This is a genomic window from Pseudomonas sp. Tul2A7 (assembly GCF_054790505.1).
Map to the genome: position 1 here is coordinate 4,535,991 of NZ_CP186499.1, position 18,672 is coordinate 4,554,662.

General features: G+C 57.6%; 6 protein-coding genes. 1 reads left to right on the plus strand and 5 read right to left on the minus strand.

What is annotated here, in order from left to right; genetic code table 11:
• The first annotated feature begins 212 nt into the window (after positions 1 to 212).
• A complete protein-coding gene (locus tag ACOYXJ_RS20380) occupies positions 213 to 593 on the plus strand; it encodes a DUF6124 family protein (protein WP_460371205.1) in 381 nt (126 codons plus the stop codon).
• Between the two features lie 555 nt (positions 594 to 1,148).
• Here ACOYXJ_RS20380 and ACOYXJ_RS20385 read toward each other — a convergent pair.
• The 5 genes from ACOYXJ_RS20385 to ACOYXJ_RS20405 all read right to left on the minus strand — a co-directional run bounded on the left by ACOYXJ_RS20385 (position 1,149) and on the right by ACOYXJ_RS20405 (position 18,492).
• Positions 1,149 to 2,474, minus strand: a complete 1,326-nt coding sequence (locus ACOYXJ_RS20385) for an OprD family porin (protein ID WP_460371206.1) — start codon at positions 2,472 to 2,474, stop codon at positions 1,149 to 1,151.
• Positions 2,475 to 2,696: 222 nt separating this feature from the next.
• Positions 2,697 to 5,405: an RHS repeat domain-containing protein gene (locus ACOYXJ_RS20390; protein ID WP_460371207.1), complete on the minus strand. Its 2,709-nt coding sequence runs from the start codon at positions 5,403 to 5,405 to the stop codon at positions 2,697 to 2,699.
• The gene (locus tag ACOYXJ_RS20395; protein WP_460371208.1) at positions 5,402 to 10,033 is read right to left on the minus strand and encodes a SpvB/TcaC N-terminal domain-containing protein; all 4,632 of its coding nucleotides are present in this window, start codon (positions 10,031 to 10,033) and stop codon (positions 5,402 to 5,404) included. Before ACOYXJ_RS20395 ends, ACOYXJ_RS20390 begins: the two co-directional genes overlap by 4 nt.
• Positions 10,030 to 14,880 (minus strand): Tc toxin subunit A-related protein, encoded by a 4,851-nt coding sequence (locus tag ACOYXJ_RS20400; RefSeq protein ID WP_460371209.1) that lies wholly within the window; start codon positions 14,878 to 14,880, stop codon positions 10,030 to 10,032. The genes ACOYXJ_RS20395 and ACOYXJ_RS20400 overlap by 4 nt, the downstream gene beginning before the upstream one ends.
• Before the next feature lie 9 nt (positions 14,881 to 14,889).
• The gene (locus tag ACOYXJ_RS20405) at positions 14,890 to 18,492 is read right to left on the minus strand and encodes a Tc toxin subunit A (RefSeq protein WP_460371210.1); all 3,603 of its coding nucleotides are present in this window, start codon (positions 18,490 to 18,492) and stop codon (positions 14,890 to 14,892) included.
• Positions 18,493 to 18,672 lie beyond the last annotated feature (180 nt).

Sequence of the window (18,672 nt, forward strand, 5' to 3'; positions counted from 1 at the left end):
GGAACCCCGTGGCTTTACAGAAAGCGAAAGCACTTTTCATGACGTATGCTTGCACACCTTTGATGGTATGCAGTTCGTTATGGCAGCTGTGCGCGGGAGACTTCGAGTCTGTCGGGTTTTCTGTTCCCCGGGTTCCAACCTGCGTACAGCTGCCACCCTTTCGATTGGAACCGAATGGGCCAGCTCCACTATCAGAACAGAAGATGAACCTTATGAAAAAGCCAACCCCAAATCCCCCCGAAACAGACACCATCCCTGACGCCAACTCAACATCCCCCTACGTCTCCATTGAGACTAGAAAACTCCACGAAGCCGCCGACCGCGCCCTCGATTTCTACCTCAAACCCTCAGCCGCCATCATGTCCGCACCGTACATCCCCAACCAGATGTTCCTGGTCAATCCCAAAGCCGACACCGAATCACTACTGGCCAATGCCAGCGAATCCCTGGCCTCGGCCACGGTGATGCTCGGTGACTTCGCCGCGCTATTAGGCGGCACCCATCGCAAGACTCTGCTCGGAATTGCGCAGGTCGTCATGCTTGGTGAACTGGCGGTGAACAAGGCGCTGGATAACGTAGATCCAAACGCGTAGTTATTAATGGCCAGTTTTTAACCGTTGTTTTTGCATTGACCTCAAAATCCTGCCCCCTCACCCCAGCCCTCTCCCCCGAGGGGGCGAGGGGGAAGGGAGCAGATCTTCAAGCCATTCAAAATCAGAGTACGCCTCGGTTTTTCAGGTCAATATATCTTCAACAACCAGCTCGGTCAGTCCCCTCTCACCCAGGGGAAAGGGAGCAGATCTTCAAGCCATTCAAAATCAGAGTGCGCCCCGGTTTTTCAGGTCGATATATCTTCAACAACCAGCTCGGTCAGTCCCCTCTCACCCAGGGGGAAAGGGAGCAGGCTTTTGAGCCATTCAAAACCAGAGTACGCCTCGGTTTTTCAGGTCGATGTATCTTCAACAGCCAACTCGGTCAGTCCCCTCTACCTCTGGGAGAGGGCTAGGGTGAGGGCCGGGCCTAAACCTGAAAAACATAACCACGGCAAAACACAGAGCAAAAAAAGGCGCCCCGAAGGACGCCAAAAGATTCACCTCTTACCAAAGGAGCAAGGAGCTTCTAAAGGTGAATTTGCATCAACCGCGCAATCAAAGAATCGCCAGCGGATACTCGACAATCACCCGCACTTCATCCAGATCCGACTCGAACGCCGTGGCGCGGGTGGTGGCTTGGCGCAAACGCAGCGACAGGTCTTTCATCGAGCCGCTTTGCACCACGTATTTGACTTCGATATCGCGCTCCCAACGTTTCTGATCGGTCAGCGGATTACCCTCGGCATCGCGGCGCATGTACACCGCGTTGGCATTGGAATAATCGGCGTCGGTGCCGCGTGCGTAACGGGTCATGAATGACAGACCGGGCACGCCATAGGTCGTCATGTCGAGGTCATAACGCACCATCCACGAACGCTCTTTCGGCGAGTTGAAATCGCTGTACTGGATCGAGTTGTCGAGGAAGATCGAGTCGGACTGGCGCAGGTAATCGAAGTCGTCATTGCCGTTGTTGCGCTGGTGGGAGAGGGCGACGGAGTGGGCGCCGAGTTTTACGCCAACGCGGCCGCTCCAGATGTTGTTGTCGAACTCGCCGAGCAGTTGTTTGCCTTCATCGACGGCCTTGTAATAGTTCAGGCCACCGAACAGCGACAGATCATCGGACAGCGGATAGGTCCAGGCGGTACCGGCGTAATACTGATTCCACGCATCCTTGAGGCGACTGGAGTACAGGCTGAAACTGAGATTTTTGTTCAGCACATAATCGCCGCCGCCATACGCGATCCACGGCGAACTGACCGGGCCTGCGTAGAAGGTCGCGAAGTTCTCGCGCATGTCGCTGGACACCGGTTGGCTCATCGCATGCAACCGGCCACCCTGCACCGACAGACCGTCGATGCTGGTGTTGGTCGCCGTCACGCCGCGAAAGCTTTCCGGCAACAAGCGCGAGTCACCGGCCGCGACCATCGGGTTGGCCGGGAACACATCACCGACCCTGACCACCGTATCGAACGCCCGCACTTTCGCAGCGCCACCGACCTTGGTGTATTCGTCCCGCGCCTCGCCGTCGCTGTTGACCGGCAACACATCAAACGAACTGCGCCCACCGTTGCGCCCGTCACCGGTATCGAGTTTCAGCCCGATCATCGCAAACGCATCGACACCGACCCCGACGGTGCCCTGGGTGAAACCGGATTCGAACTTGCTGATCACGGCATGCGCCCAGGCTTCGGAATAACCGTTGCCGGTGGGGCTGGACTGGCCATTGCGATGATCACGATTGAAGTAGAAATTGCGGTTTAGCACCGTCAGGCTGCTGCCTTCGACAAAGCCTTCGGGCTTGTCTTCTGCAAACACCACGGACGGCCCTGAGCCGACCACCACCGCTAAAGCGGCCATCGATATTTTTCTAGGGTTAACCATCAAACACTCCTTGGGTTCGGCAGAACGGGAACGTGCTTCGGCGTGGGTTTTGTTGTGCGACAGGCAAGGGCCCGCCGGCATTGGTCGCCGGGTCACATCGTTGCAAGCTGCGGATAACGCCAAGGTGATGAGGGAATTACAATTTCGTCATGTGGCTGAACCTGGATTGTGTGGACGCCACGCAAACCTGTGGGACTTTGGGTCTGCGGTCTGCATTAACGATCAGAGCAACGTCGCACGTCGCACTCGCTCCACTTCATCCGTTAACAATCCCAACGACACTATGGGGCGCCCGTGGTGTACCAGATCACTATGTCTTAAATGCGCCTCATGCATTCTGTTGGCTTCCCCGGTTTGCTCGGATGGGGAGTCGCTCGCGGTGACTTCGAGATGTGCCAGCATCGCAGGACTATTAACAACCAGGTTCTCCGTCAAAGAGACGCCTCTTACGTCAGTGGCATCTATTTCATAGAAGTTGAGTTCGTAATTGCTGTTGGCTGCGTAAAAGAACGCACCTTCAAGAGTTTCGGAAACAATCAATGCTTCGCCGCTGATCATTTTTTTAACAGCTGTGAATTCATCCGAAGGGTTGAAACCATCCCGGAGCACTTCATAAGGCTTGCGCTGATCGGCTCGGTAGACCTTCCCGCCGAAGTTGTCCCTGATGAGTAAGCTCCTACCGTTCCAGTCGTAACGTAACTCCGGAGCCGCTGCATTCAGAAGGTCGAGAACAATGTGTTGGTCTGTGGTCGGGGAAGGCGGGTTATCCGGACTGCCTGGACTCATGGGGCTACCGGGATCGGACTCGCTTGGCGAAGCGTCGTCTTGGTATGAGTCAGGTGATTGCTGGTCATCCATTGGCTCATCATCGTCAGTATCAGGGGAGGCATCGCTGTACGGCGCAAGGCCATAGCCAAATCTCAACGCTGTCTCGTTGTCCAGAAATTGCTCAAGCGCAGCGTCCAACGCAGGTTCTTCGGCGTCTTGCCACATGCGTCCATCGGGATCAGTTCTGCCGACCGGGTTGTTCCCACAAAATCCAAAAAAATTCAGACCATCGCTTGCACCAGACGGATCCGGATTAACCCAGCGCTGCAACCACGCCACGTAATATCTGAACCCATAGTAATAAAGCCCCGTCGCATCCCGCTCCTTACCCGAATAACGCAGCGTTTTATAACTCGCCTCGATTTCCTCACGGCCGGCAAACCACGCGGTGGTGCCAAACGGGTGATAGCGCTCATGACTGATGATCTGGCCCGCACTGTCGAGTTCCAGCGTGCAGGAACCCAAATGGTCGCTGAGGCTGTAACGCAGTTGATCGTTGTTGATGTCGTTGGGCGGTTCGGATTCCCAGTGCAACACCTGCACGCTGCTGCGTCCGGCCTGAATACTGATGACCTGCAACGTTTCGCCCGTGCCGCTGTGGGTGCGGATTTGCAGGTTAGGCAGATAACGGGTTTCGGCGATCAGCGTCCGGGCATTGGTTTGCGTTTGCCGGATTTTGCGCAGGCGCATGCCGTCGGCGCCGTAGACGTAGCGCTCGCTGTCGCCAGGCGCGGTGTCACGCTCAACCGTTCTGACTTCGCGCAACTGGTTGCGCGGATCCCAATGCAACGACTGCCCCGCTTGCAGGGCGAGCAGATTGCCGTTGGCATCGAAGCCGTTACGGAAGTCGTCTTCGTCCGGCTCCACGTCATTCAACACGGGTAGACAGCGGTTGCTTTGGGCGGCGGCGAGCAGGCGATGGCCGTGTTTTTGCGCGCCTTCGTGAGTCAGTTCGAGCAAGTTGCCACCGCGATCATAGCGATAGGTCTGGGTGTACCGGGTGACTGCGGCCGGATCGTTGAAAGGCGACCATAGCGGGCCTTGATTGGCGCTGCCGGCCTCCCATCCCGTTGCTTTGACCAGTTGATAAAGGCTGTCATACCCATAGCGGTTGATCGGCTCGACGCGCTGGTTGGCAAAGTAGCGAATCGGCAGCGCGGCGTCTTCGATGCTGATTACATTGCCGACCGGGTCATAGGCGTAGCGCAGGTCTTGCAGGCTGTCATTGCCGTGTCTGGCTTGCAGCCGGGTCAGGCGGCCGTCTTCTGAATCGTATTGCAGTGCGGTGATCACGTCGTTGCCGGCGATTTCCCGCTCGGTCTGGCCTTGGGCGTTGTACTGAATGGCGTGGACCAGAGTTTTCGGCAGGGGATGTTTATCCAGTTGCAGGCGTACTTCGTGCAACTGTCCGGCGAGATTCTGTGTAAAGAACTGGCGGTGACCTTTGGCATCAGTCTGTTCAATGGTTTCGCCCAGGGCATTGAACACCGAGCGGCTTGTAGCCCCGGCGTCGGTTTCGAGCAATACGTCGCGGTCGGGCAGCGGTTCGGGCCAGTCGGGAGAATCGAGGGCGCGCAGAAAATGTCGAGTCTGCTGCATGACGCCACCGCTCAACCCGAACTGTTCGAACAACTGCGTGCCGGCCGGATCATCATGGCGAATCAGTTGCCCGCACTGGTTGCGCGTGGCAAATGCCGGCTCGCTGCTGCCATAACCAAAACGCTCCGTGCACAACGGTTCACCGTCCACCGCCTGCTCGAAGAGCGCAAGCGGTCGTATCAGTTTGTCGTATTCCATCCGGCGCTCAGTGCCTCGGCCATCCCGGTTCAGCACCGATTGATGTGCCTCACCCAACAGGCTGACACGCCATCCGGCATCGACGCTGCTGGTGCTCAATACCTGGCCGGACAGCGAATAAAGCGTGGTGAGGTTGGCAGGCGTCAGCTGGCGTGGATCACGCTGTGCCCGCAAACGTCCGGCAGCGTCATGCAACTGACGGGTGATTCGAGCCTCGGTCTCGACAGCCTCGCGCCAGTACGCAACCTGCCGCACTGGCAGGCCACGGCCGTCGACGGCGGACAAGCGTGGGGTGTCAGTCATCATGTTTGCGGGCTCCTCCACCAGTTGCTTCGTCGTTGTTCTGGCGGCGGCTCAAACAGATCGTTCTCGTCGAACGCCACATTGCACCAGATCCAGTACCACACCTGGCGTCGCAACGGTTTGAGTTGCGGCGGATCGCCTTGCAGCATTTTTCTGGCCAGCACCGTTTCGCTCGGACGGCCCGCCGCGTCGTAGAACTGTTGATCGAAAATGGCATGCTGACGCATCGACCGATCATTGATGTAACGCGGCTGATCGGCAAAGTAGGGACGATAAATCCGTACTGTTTCGCCCTTGTTGTTGTATTCCACCGGTTCGCTGACGCGCCAGCGTCGCGGTACTTCGGACTCCTCCGGGGTGCCATCGGAGTTGAGGATCAGCTCACCGTTTGCATCGACCCGCCAGGATTTGCCCGGCTCGACTTCCTGTTTGGTTTGCAGTGTGCGGCCGAAGCCGTCCCAGCAGACGATGCTGATCCGTACTTGCATCGCTTCGTCGCCGGGATAGCGGTCGGCCTGCAGGGCTGCTGAAAACACCGGCTCACGCTGTGCCGCGTCGATCTGCTGTTTGAGCAGGGCCTCGTCAGGGGTAAGGTTTTCCAGCCCGGCCAGGTGCTGCCGCGCTCGGTCGCAGAGGTGCCCGTCGGGCAGCACAAACCCTTCGCCCCTGGCCCACGCCAGCCATGCCGGGGCGGGGGGCGAGGTGCGGGAAATCCGTCCCATCCAGCTGAACGGGTCGCTGAAACCGACGCTGGCAAAGTTGCCGATGGCTTTTTTCGGATCGGCAATGGCGATGGCCGGGTCGCGATCCGGTGGCGGGACATAGGTGTCCAACCTGTGAAACCCCACGGGTTGCCCAAGCTCGGTACCTTGGAAACTGATCACCAGCGGCTCGCCGAAGGCGTTATACCGTGCCTCCTGGACATTACGATTGGCATCCTCGACGGCCGCCGGCAGGAAGGTCCGGTAATCGACCCCAAGGGTGCGAGTGGTGCAACCGTCGGGCAACGTCACGGCGGTGGTCAGGCAAGCGTAGGCGTCGTAGGTGATCTGTGTCTCGCCGTGACTGCGGGTTTCCCGGTACTTGCAGACGTTATAAAACCCGTCGAGCTGGTAGATGGGGAATCCCCGATGTACCGACCACAGGTAGTTCTTCGCGTCGCCCGGGTCTTTAATCACTTGCCCGGCCGCCTCGGGCAAAAACAGCGCCATGATGTGATAGCCCACCTCAGGCGATTCGAGTTTGTCTTTAAGGTTGAATGGCATGTTGCCATGCTCATCCTTGAGTTTGTCATAAGCGCTCAGGGCGACTTCATCCAGTTCCGCTATTTCGACATGAGCGGGCAGGCCTTCGAAGCTCGCCTGACCCGGTGCAAGTGGGGTTTCGCCGTCCTCGGGGTTCATGTAGTGCTGCAAGGACAGCCCTTTCAGCACCGATTGTGCTGCCCACTCGCCGTCGTCCTTGCTCTGTTCAAGGAAATGCGCGTAATTGATCGTGGCCGGGGTCAGTGCCTGCTTCGGCAGAACCAGGGCGTTGCTGCGAATCTGGAAGGGCAGGTTCAAACGCCACGCCTCGGGGTCCGGCAAATGCAGCGGCAGGATTTTGGTTTGCGTCAGGTACCAGTTTTGTTGTGCGTCGTCATGGGCGTCCCTCCACCAGGTCTTCTGATAATCGTCACTGAAGGGCGGCGTATCCTCGACGGTTTTGCGCCGTGCGTAATGCACAGTGAACTCATGGAGACATATGCCGAATTCGTCCCGCTCAAGTTTGATCTGATGTTGGCATGACGGGTCGTCATCAATCGAGGGCTCGTACTGGTAGCTGATCGACTCAAGGTCCATCGGTTGCAGCACCGCGTAGGGCTGGTGTACCCCTTTGGGACGCAGCACCCGCACCAGTGCGCGATGTTCCTGTACGACGTAGGGCACAGCAGTTTTCGGGTCGTCGTCGGCCGCAAAGACTTCCGAACGCAGCACCCGGCCGCTCAGGGCGCGGGCTATTTCATGGGCCGTGTCTTCATCCGGGTCGGTGAAGGGTTGCGTTGCCCGATCGTTGAAGTGGTAGTGGTGCAACAGCGTGGGTTGCAAGTCTACGGCCAAGGTATCGCGATCGTAATAGCCGTCCCTCGCAGGATCGATAGTGTCACCGGTGTGGAACCAGGTCTTGCTCAGGATCGGGGCGGTGAAACCGGCGGATGCACGCTCCGCCGCGCTGGCTTCGGTATCGGTCTGTTGCAGCAAACGAAAGCCGCGAAACTCGCGCTCACGCCGGTCGTAATGGCCACCACGGTAGGTAAAACACTGTGTCAGTCGATTACCGGTGATGTCGTCGAGCTGTGTTTGCCGACTGACCAGGTGCATGGCAAACGGTAGTCGGCACACCGGATTGTCTATGCCGATCGCGTGTTGCTCGCGTTTTTCATCCAGCCATTCCTGTGCCGAACTGCGATAGGTCACGCCGGTGCTGGCGCCCATGTTGTTGCAGGTGCGGTTGGCCAGATAGGGCTTGGCTTTGACGAAGTCATAGCGCCAGTGTCGTGGCGTCATGTGCGGCACCGTCAGGACGATGCTGGAACAACCCAGCCCTTGCAGGTCAGCGGTGCTGACCTGGCAGAGTCGGTCGTACTGCACGCCTTCGGGCCAGGGCAGATTGGTCGACGTCTGCTCGTAACCCTGACCGCAACGGTTCATGAATATGCGCAGGCGTTCAGTTTCGAGGAAGATCAGATCGGCGGCCCCCGAGCCGTCAAGATCAGCCAGCAATACCTGGGCGGCGTTGAATTCGTGGGCGGCAAACGGCAGGGCACTCAGCACAAAGCCCTTGCCGAAACGCCCGCGTCCCAGGTTGGGCCAGCATTTGACTTCGTTGTGGCGGATGCGCACCAGATGTTGCTGGCCGCTGCCGAGCACATCGGCGAACGCCACCAGTTCGAGCGGGGTGTTGCTCAGCGTCGGCAGTTCATCGTCATCACCCTCGACGGTTTTTTTCTCATGAGGTACGTCGATACCATCGGCGAACCCTTGCGCGCGACGGTTGGCATACAAGCGCACGCTGCGGGTGCCGATCAGTGCCATGTCGCTCAGGCCGTCGCCCATCAGGTCAGTGATTTGCGCCATGGGATGCAGAAATTCATTGGGGAAGGCATCGAAGGGCACAAAGTCAGACCAATTGCGTTCTGGATCGAGGGTGAAGAAACCGCACACCCCCGGCATGGCGAGTACCCAGTCGAGCTTGCCATCGCCGGTCAGGTCGGTGAGCGACTGGTGAAAGGGTTTGCTGCTATCGGCCACTGGAATGTGCTCCAGGCGTTTCCAGTCGCTGTAGCACACGTTGTCGTCACCGCTTTCGCAGCGCAGCGGCTCGCGGTAATACCAGGCTTGATCGTAACGGCACAGCACCCCCGGCATGCCTTCGCCGTACAGGTCGGCCAATTGATAACGCTGACCGTCGTTGAGCCCGGGCATGTCGGGGAATTGCGCCCAGCCCTGATCCTTCGAATCAAGGTCGAAGGCGTTATAGCTGAACTCCGTTGGCGGCCGGCTTTCCATCTGGCCCAGTGCGTCGTAGGCCTGAATATGGGCAGCGGTCAGGTGTTGGTAGCCCAATGGACTTGACCGGTGTTCCAGCAGCAGGCGCTGAACCAGAACCGGTTTATCGCCCAGTTCCTCGGGGAAGTCATGAAACATCAACACCTGCTTGCACAGGTGGCGGGTACCCAGCTCGAAACCGTAGCTGTAGATCCAGTACGTGTCGCTGCGACCCGGCCAGAGTTGTTGTTCATCGAAGGTAGGCACCTGTTCAAGATCGGTGCTGCGTTCGCCGTAATCGAACACCAGGTGAAAATGCCACTGTTGTGCTTTCCAGCTGTCGGCGTTCCACGCGTACAGATGTGGGTGGGCCTTGGCGTTGCCATAACACACGCGTTTTATGTAGCGCTGGGCACGGTAGTCGCGCAATTGCGGTGGTGCGGGTGAATCCGTGTCGGCCTTGTATTCGTAAATAATGTGCTCGCCCCGGGTGTTGAGGCTTTCCTCTATCAACCAGACGCCGACACGTTGCGGGTCGGCCGGATCGACCCGGCGCGAGCTTTCGCTTGTGCCATACACATGCAGGCTGCCGTCGGCGCCGTGGATCAGCCAGAATCCCGCGGCATCCGTCGCAGTGGACCAATGCTCGATCAAGGCGAACGAACCCTCGACCCGTGGCCAGTGGCGCACCACAGTGTAGGTTTTTCCCAGCGGCTCGCCGTTGTAGGTGGTGGCGATGCGGGAAACCAAGGTGCCGTCGCTTTCACTGCGTTCGGGCATCCACACATCACCGCCAGGCCCCATGACTGGATCCGTGCCATCGTAGGCCGGGACACCTTTGGAGGTCTGCAGGGTGATGGCATCGACCATCATTTGCCAGCCGATTCCGAACGGGCTGTTGCCCACGTCGCTTTTGTAATTCAAGCCCAGCGATGGGGCAAAGCCGCGACCGGGGGAAATCGGCAGCGGTAACTCCAGCGACGCTGCACCGTTGGTACCGACGGCTCCCCAGCCCTTGCCGATGCTTTGGATGGCGCCGCCCATTTTCGGGAGCGCGGGGGTGTTGATTTGCATCGTCGACTGTTGCTGCTGTTGTTCGTTCATAGCGAACCGCCCTCGCGTCTGGCCGTGTAGCACACGTGCACGATGATGTCGGTGAGGGATTTGATCTGGGCCGGCCGATCCGCGAGGTTGGTGAGGGCCAGACTCCACCTTGAAATGGCCCCGGTGTATTCGAACGGCAGATAGCGCTCATCCTGAAAGTTAAGCTGGAACATGCCGTTGTCATCGGTGCCGTGGGAGAGGGCGATCTGTTGGCTGACGCGCAGGTTTTCCTTGGCGGTGCCGGCGGTGGCGGCCATTTCGACCTTGCTGTAATTCTGCGTCAGCACGGCGCAGATATCTTTATAGGGCCCGATGCTGATCGGCAGGGTCACACTGATGGTCTTGATCCGCCGCAGGTAATGATTCTGATCCTTGTAATCATCGTCGAACATTTCCTGTGTCAGTTCGAACTCACAGCTGCCGCTGTCGTTCAGCGCTTCTTTGATCTCTTCCCAGGTCTTGTTGCCGACGACTTTCGGGTACTTGGACGCAAGGTCTTTGAGCGACACGGTTTTGCGGATTTCCAGGTCGCGCCTGTTGTTTTTCAGGTAATCGGCATGCATCCGTTGCAGGCTCATTTTCAGCTCTTCGCCGGCACCGAGACCGCGGTAGCTGGCGTTCCATGCACCGGGACGGATAAAGGTTCGAGTGAAATCACCCATTTCGTACTGCCAGCAGGCCTCGGCTGCCTGACACAGCGATTGGGCGGTGGTGAAGGCCGTGTTGTAGAAACCGGCAAACTTGCTGTTGAGCCAGTCGTAGGTCTGGGACCGGCTGAAGCGGTTGCCACTGAGCAGGAAATCGTGGGTCGCCCGGGCCTGGTTCAGCGCGGTTTGCGCCTGGCGCAATTGCAGTTCGGTGGCCTTGTGTTGTTCTTCGTAAAGGGCGAGTTGCGCCTTGATCTGTTCGGCTTCGAGTAGAGCCTGTTCGCAGGCCTGGGTCCATTCCTGGGTGCGGCGGTCATATCGGGATTTCAATTCGGTGAGGTTCATCAAGTTGCGACTGACCGTTGCATCAGCCAATAAGCCCTCAGCGGCTGCAGTAAAAGGTCCTGACCAATCTGCTCCCCCAGTACTGAATCCGAAAACGTTGGGGATCAATCTGGCCAGAGCTCCAGTACCTGAAATGATGTGTGCACTCTTTTCAGATGTGGTAGCGAGATTAAGTAGCTCACCGGGGATAAGTTCATCGGCGCTTAGCCCATCCTTTAACAACTGCTGGTAATAGGAGACCCGTCCCGCAATGGTTTTCTGACTGGCTTGCAGAGCGAGCTCGTTTTTTTCATCTGTTTTGCAAACCTGAATCTGTATATCGACCGCCACTTTCGCCAGATTCCACGCCTGCTGTTGTTGCAACTCAAGGTACTGCGCCGACTCCTTTCGTTCGATCAACGACAACAAGGTCGAACCGAACTGGATCACACTGTCCACTGCGTTTTGTGCCAGGGCGAACATGAACGTAAAGCGGTAATGCGGAATCTGCGGACTCAACAGGCCCCTCAGCGCCGCGCCCGACAGCCCCTGGCCCCAGGCGGCGAGCAAGGCGCGCGGATCCAGCGGCGCGGCGAACAATGGCAGGTTCAACGGATTGCCCGCCATGTCGAGGTTGTGGCGCAGGTTGTACAGCCGGCTATCGGCCCGATCCCAGCACCGGATCAAGTTTGGGTTGAAAGGGCGGCGCAAATACGGGTTGTCGTCACCGGACAGCGATGAGTCGTTTTCCCAGGGGCGCAGACACAGCAACGGTGCGGCTTCGGAGTCCGGCGTTTTGCCGATGCGCAACGGTGGCTGTGCCTGAAGCTGGCGTTGAGCACTGATCAATTGTTTTTCGAATTCGCGCAGGTCGTCATTCTTCGCCGAACTCAATTTGCCCAGTGCGGTGGAGATCCAGTCGTCGAACTGGCGAACGTCCGGGCGCGGTCCCAGCAAGTCGAGAATGCGCACATAACGCAACTTGGCTTCGGCCAGACCGTCCGGGGTCAGTTCCCGATAGGCCTGGTCTGCCCGATTGCTTTCGATATCGATATAGAGCGCGTACAGCGCTTTGCGAAAGTGCACCGGAAAACTCAGGGCAATCTGGTGTGGATCGTCCGGGTACAGAATGGCCTGGCTTGGATCGGGAGGGGTGGGCCATACCTCGTGCTCCAGTGGCACCGATTGCCAGTAACCGGAGTGGCCGGAGTCGCTGCTCTGGCGTGAAGGATCGAAGACAAACGACAGCCAGTGCGTGGCCTCGTCGTATTGTTGTTCTTCGTTCAAGCGGTGCGCGATCAACCATGGCAGGTACAGGAACAGTTCGAGGAAATACCGGTAGTAGGCGCCCGCGAAATCCATCGATTGTGCGCCGAGGCCATCGGGGATGGGTGGCTCTGTTTGCTGCGTCTGGGTATCCCAGCTCAGCAGTGCTTCCATGCCTTCTTCGCCAAGTTTGATCAACTGGCGGGCGAACAGGGTATTCATTCGGATAGGCGCCCGAGCCGACGCGTGGGGTGGCGGTACTTCGCTGAGCGCTATGCTTGAACCCGTGAAGTCAATGAATTGTGCTTTGCCCAAGGAAGTACTGTCTCCCAGGGTATTGATACTCGGAGCAATCTGTATTTCGTTTTCCGGTACTTCCGACCAGCCGACGGTTACCGCCTTCAGCGCACCTCCCAAAAGGGTGTTCATGATAGGGGTCTGTTGGTAGACCATCACGCCATAGATAAGAGGGATTTTCATCTTTTTCGGATCGGTGGGCCACTCGACTGGCCAACCTTCGGGCTGAAGAGTCGTCTGGTTGATATTGAACCGATACCAGGCTTTTGAGTCCTTGGGCAAGCTGTCGACGATCTGGAAGTTATTGAGCCTGCGCATTTTATCGGGTTTATCTGGAAACTTGTCGGATTCCACATTCAGAGGGTGTCCGAGGAAAAGTTGATAGCCCAATCTCTCAGTCCAATAACGAGATACGTCTGGTCTGAGTGGCATCCAGGATCCTCCGACGCCCGAAGTGAAGCGCCAAAAGTCAGCAAATTTTATCTGAAAGGGATTATCCCGAAGTAAAGAAAGTATGAATGAGGAGGCGAGTTTTCCCGCGAGAGATGCCGTCTCCCCGTTCATGATTGGAGGAATAGAGAATTGCGTTCGGTTAGTGGACTCGGGATCGCAAATGAGACTTCTGATGTCATCTGGAGAACCTCTGAAACAATAAAATGTATCCGGGCTCTCCATAAAGCCGCTGTAGGATTCTATGGTTGAGCCCGCCAGCAATGTCAGCCACTTGCTTTGCTGGTTCGGCTGACTGAACACTAGATTCAATTTAACGGCGGCAGCGCCGAGTCTGTCGAAGACTGTGAAACTAATAGTCTGGAGGTCATCAAATCCCTCGTTAAGCGTAACGCCAAACTTGATCTCGGAAGTGGTTCGATCATAGATAAGATCAATGTCTCTCTCGCCGCTCTTGATTCGTGATTGCCAATCGTTATAGTCCCAAGTGTTCTTCTCTGTATCAGGTGCTGTGTAATCTACCGCGCCAAATACAAGTCGGGCTGTTGGAAGCCAGTATTGAAAACGGTTTTCGCCGATGTTGGCAAAGATGTACCCGATCAACAATACATGAGCTCTACGCTGTTCGTCGGACTCGGGTGATGGCGCCGTCTTGCCTGGCTTCTCATTGGGTACAACGCCCAGAGATGGGAACAATGACGTCACATTAAAGTTTTTGTCGACTTGTACCGTCCTTAGAAAATCGTACTTGTCTTTATCGCCGGTTATATCTGGCGGAGTGGACGGATCAGGAATGTAATTAGAGTAGAGAGCCAGAAACATGGATTCCGGCGATGTCGAATGGTCATACACCGCAATGGTCTGAGTCTCCCGTTGAATCGCTTCCAGTGGTTTTGCAATCAGCGCAGGCGTCTGGCAATAATTTTCGATATAGACCCGGGGCGTGCTCCAGTTGTCATCGTATTTCTTGTAGCTGGCGTATAACCGGAACCGCGGATACAGAATGACGGTGTCAGCTCTTGTTTCGTCCTTGATTGCATCCATGTCCTGAAGCTCGACCTCGGCCCAGATCACGAACAAACGGTTATTGAACCAGCAGGGGCGGATGGTGTGTTCCAGGGCTTTTTCCGAAATTGGCACATTGGCTTTTTGCCAGTCGGTCCAGGCGTTGGGCAGGGGCTTGTCATATTTGGTAGGCGTAGTGGCCAGTGTCGCTTCGGGGTTCTTCACCGGCCGTTGGCTCATATCCAGCGAGCGCCAGTAGTACGCGTTTTCCGCCGGGGATTTACCAATGAAGTAATAGGTGCTGTTGGCGAAGTCCTCGCCATGAATGTAGCCGTTGCAGACCTTCAAATTGGCGACTTCTTCAAAGCGTCCCAGGTACGCCAGTACCGCCGCCTGTACGGTGTCGGGTTGAATCTGCGCCTGGTTGAGGTCGTTTTCGAACTGCTCGAAACTGGCGGTCTTGGTCAACCGTAGCGTCGGGTCCAGATAGATGTCCGGAAAGTAGTGCAGTTGCTGGATCGCGGCCCAGATCGGGTAACGGTTCAGGCCACCGTGCCAGGTATTGATCTGTTCAGACGTCAGGCTGTCATTGCCGTAACCGGGTTCGATGTTCAGCATTATGCTGTTGGTATGTTGCTGCACACTGGCAATGGCGCAGGCTACGGGGCTGGTCGGCACATTCTGGCTGACCAGCACGTCCAGCAGCCAATATTCATAGAGGTCGTTGGCCGTCTTGATTTGCGCGGCGAGTCCCAGCTCGATCAGGTAGGGATCGTTGGGCACGGCTTCGTGCAAATAGAGTGCGAGCATCGCGTCACGCAATGACTCATTCAGGGGCGCGTCAAAGGCAGTCGTCATGATCATTCCTCAACCATTGGCAAGTGTGGCGTCAGAGCGAGTGCTGGCGGCCGTGACCGCATCACCGACGGTTTTCCAGGCCTCCAGCGGGCTCTGGTCATGCAACCCGGTGGCTCGTAGCAGTGCAGCGGCGGAGAGCCCGCTGGCGCGGCAGGTCGCCTGACAACGACGTACCCAATCCACCTCTGCCATCGAGCGGGCACGTTTTTCGGTAAGGGTCTCGGTCAGCGCGCTTACTTCTGTTTCGGACCACTCCAGCAGTCGGGCCAGCGCGCTGTTGGCCGATTCGCCGACGGCCTTGCGCAGGGCTTTGTTTTTCAGTTTGTCCGCAGGTGGGTTGGCAAGGCTGAAGTAGCTCAGCAGGCTGTCTTCCGATTGGCTTTGGTTGTGGAACCAATGACTGAAGCGTTCGAACAGATATAGGTCGCTCAGCGAGGGCTCGCTGCCGCCGCTGTACAGATCACCGTCGAGCATGTGCGGATTGACCACGAACAGACGCAATGCACTGTTGCTCAAGCGCAGTTGCACGGCGATCTCGGCATGGCGCGCTACGCGCTGGAAGTGTTCGATCAGCCGGGAGGTGACTTCATCTTCGAGGGCCTCGAGCAACACGCTGTAAACCGAAGAATGCGCCCAGTGGATCACCGCGACGCAGCGCTCCGTCGGCAGCTTGGCGGTTTCCTGGAACAACCCTTCAAGCAACTGTGTTTGCCGGTCGTGGGCGGCGAGCAAGAGTTCGACGATTTTGTCTGCGCAGAGCTCTTTGACCGGTTGTGTCAGCTTGAGGTCTTTGACCAGGCCAGCAACGATTGCCTGCAGCCAGGTGATGGGCTCGTCCATCAGCGTCAGTGGTTGATCGGGCCCGGGTAACAGGCCGTCTTCATCGAGCAGATCGTGGTTGACCAATAAGAAGGGCCAGTCGATTTCCAACGGATCGGGGGTGCTATTGTCATAGCGGGGCAAGCCCAGTGCGGCAATCTGTTGCGCCGTAACACGGCTTCGCTGGGTGTCGGTCTGCAATCGGGCGAGGCGTTCGAGCAGGTCGTCGGGCAGGGGAGCGGACGCAGCCCTTCTGGCTTGCAGGTCATCCTCGCCCTGGTCTGCCGCCAGCGGCACATCGGGCCCAAGACGTTGCTGCAATTGCGCGACGGTCTGCTGGCTGTCCTTGAGCCAGTCGACAGCCCAGTCCAGTTGCATCAGCACATCGAGGATGTCCGCAGCCGGTGTTTCTGTCTGCGGACTCAACCGGCCACTCGCCAGCGCCGTTTTGTAGGCGCCGCCACCGAGCAATCCCGCCAATGTCAGCAAGTCGGCGACGGAGTAGCCGAAAAGCCGGGCAATTCGCGCCTGACGGTAAAGCGAAGAAATGGTGGGCAGGTCACGTTTCAAGGAATTCAGATAACTGTTGGTCTGTTTGGCAATCAACAGCAATGAATCTTCGGTCGGTTGTACACCGAGGCCGGCGCACAGTTGCAGCAGGGTTTTCTGCGTAGCGGCATCGGTGGCGGCCAGGTCAATGGGCGTTTGATCGAGAATCAGCGGTGTGTCGAACAGTTGCACCCGGTTGAACACCTGATCGAACAACGGCACCTCATCCTTGCCGCTGGCGTAGGGCGAGAGGTCGTGCATCAGCGCCGCGAACTCTTCGGGCTCGATGCCGTAACGCTGGTTCAGGTAGCGATAGACCCCCAGAGCGCGCAGGGTGTTTTCATTGAGTTCCATGCCCAGGTTGGTTTCGCCCTCGGCGCGGATGGCGCTGATGATCAATGTGTCCAGTTTGGCAAAGGGAATGCCGCTCCAGCGCTGCAGACGGATCATGCGTTGCAGACGGTCGAGACGCTCAAGTGAGGTCTTGGTCATACGCCAGCGCTTGTTGTCGCCCAGCGTGTCTTGCTCCAGCCCCATGGCATTGTCGAATTGGTCACGAATGACCGACTCGGGGGTGGGTGCCAGTTCGCTGTCGTAAAGATCCGCCCCGGTGCCAGTGCCGTTGACGTAGCAGGCGCCATAGTGGTTCGCGTGGGGAAAGGCCAATACCTTGCCGGTAATGCCCGGGATCGTCACACCGGTGTGTTGCGCATTGCTGCTCGGGCAGTTGGCTGACAAACGCACCGCATACTGGCGTTGGCACAGCAGTCTTTCCACCTGCTCGGCGTGCAGGCCGGTGTGCGCCATGAAGTCGGTGAGCAGGGTCAACTGCCACAGCGGCGAGCTTTGCGTGACTTCGACCCCATAGGCTTTTTTGAAGAAATCCCGCTCCGGGTCACTCAGGTTGTATTCCTCATCAAGGGTGAGGGTGAAGCGTTGGCGGGCCAGGTTCACCGGTTCAGCAACGGTGCCGGTGGCAGTCAGCAGATCGAATCTGGCCGTGTATCCGTCCTCGGCGGGTCGGGGTAACGCCGGATCGACCGTGAGGTAGGTGGTCAGCGTGTTGCCTGAGGGCGCGTGCAGGCAGTTGAGTAACCAGCCTTTTTCTGAAGTAAAAGTTATGGATCTGAGCCCGACAATACCGTTCTCGGTTTGATCCGCTTTGCGAAAGGTGACGTTTGTCACGTTTGTTTCTCCGTCTCCCGACGCAAGGGTGGGGACATCCGCCGCCGGGGTAACCGTGCCGATGTCTTCTTGGGCCAGGGGGAGCAGATAACAGGTCCCCAAGGGTGCATGAGGGCGTAAATGAGTCGTGCCGGCGCTCTTCCAGCCCCTGAGCAGGTCATGGCGTGTCAGATAGAAATTGCTGAACACCGAGGCTTCGATCAGCAATGCCTGCTGCTGTGGGCTCAACCCGGACAATAGCCGTTGCGCCTGCTGCACCGGCACGGTCACTCGGCCATATTGGTTGGTTGCTTGCTGCTGGATCGGCAAGACCCGACTGGCCCGGTAATTCAACTCCCCCAGTCGCGGCTTTTTATCGGCCAGCGCCAATTGGCATTGATGGTGATAGAAGTTGTAGGGCAGTTCGAAGGGGTAACGCCGCTCGGCCAGCACCTGATGAGTAGACTTGGGTTTGTCGGCCGCATTGCCATCCAGGTAAGTGCGCAGGTTGCGGCCCAGCACTTCATTGACGATTTCCAGCATCGGCCTTGGGGTAAAGGTGCTTTCGTGGGTGATCAACAGGTCTTTCAGGTCGGGGCGGCGTCTGTCCAGCAAGATGCGTTTGGGGTCATTGCTGGTTCCCTCCAGCTGCTCGTTAAACACCTTCTGTTCAATCAGAAAAGCCACCGGCCCATCTAGAGCGGCCATGGCGTCGACCTTGCAAAACTCGTCCCAGTTCTCATTGAACAGATTGGAAAACGTCGGCCCCAGCGGCGCCAGCGCACGAATTCCCGTGCGCTGGGCAAGTTGCTGGAATGTTCCGGACGAAGTCTTGTGCTCACGATACAAGCGCGCGATCAGCGCCGCGTACGCCATGGCATTGTCATAAGCCAGCCCGGCATTGGCGTCAGAGAGCGTGGCGAGTTGGCGAATGAACGCCGGCCTGGACAAACGAACGATATCGAAAACCGAGGTGAAGCCCATTTTCTGCATGGCCTTCGCAAAATCGACTCGTCCCTTTTTCAACGAACCTTCAGTCTTGACGAGTGAATTCATCAGCGAGTTGTTGTCATCGGCCATGACGGTGGTTCTCCTACCAGAAGGGTGGCATTGGGGGATGCAATGCCCGGCAGGATCACGCTAACGAAAAATGGAAGCGCCGTAACCTGTCAAACCTGACAGGTACAGAGCGTTTTTTAATAATGAATTCTTCAGTTTTCTCTGTTTTTTATTTCCATGCTGGGGTTTAGAACGACCGAA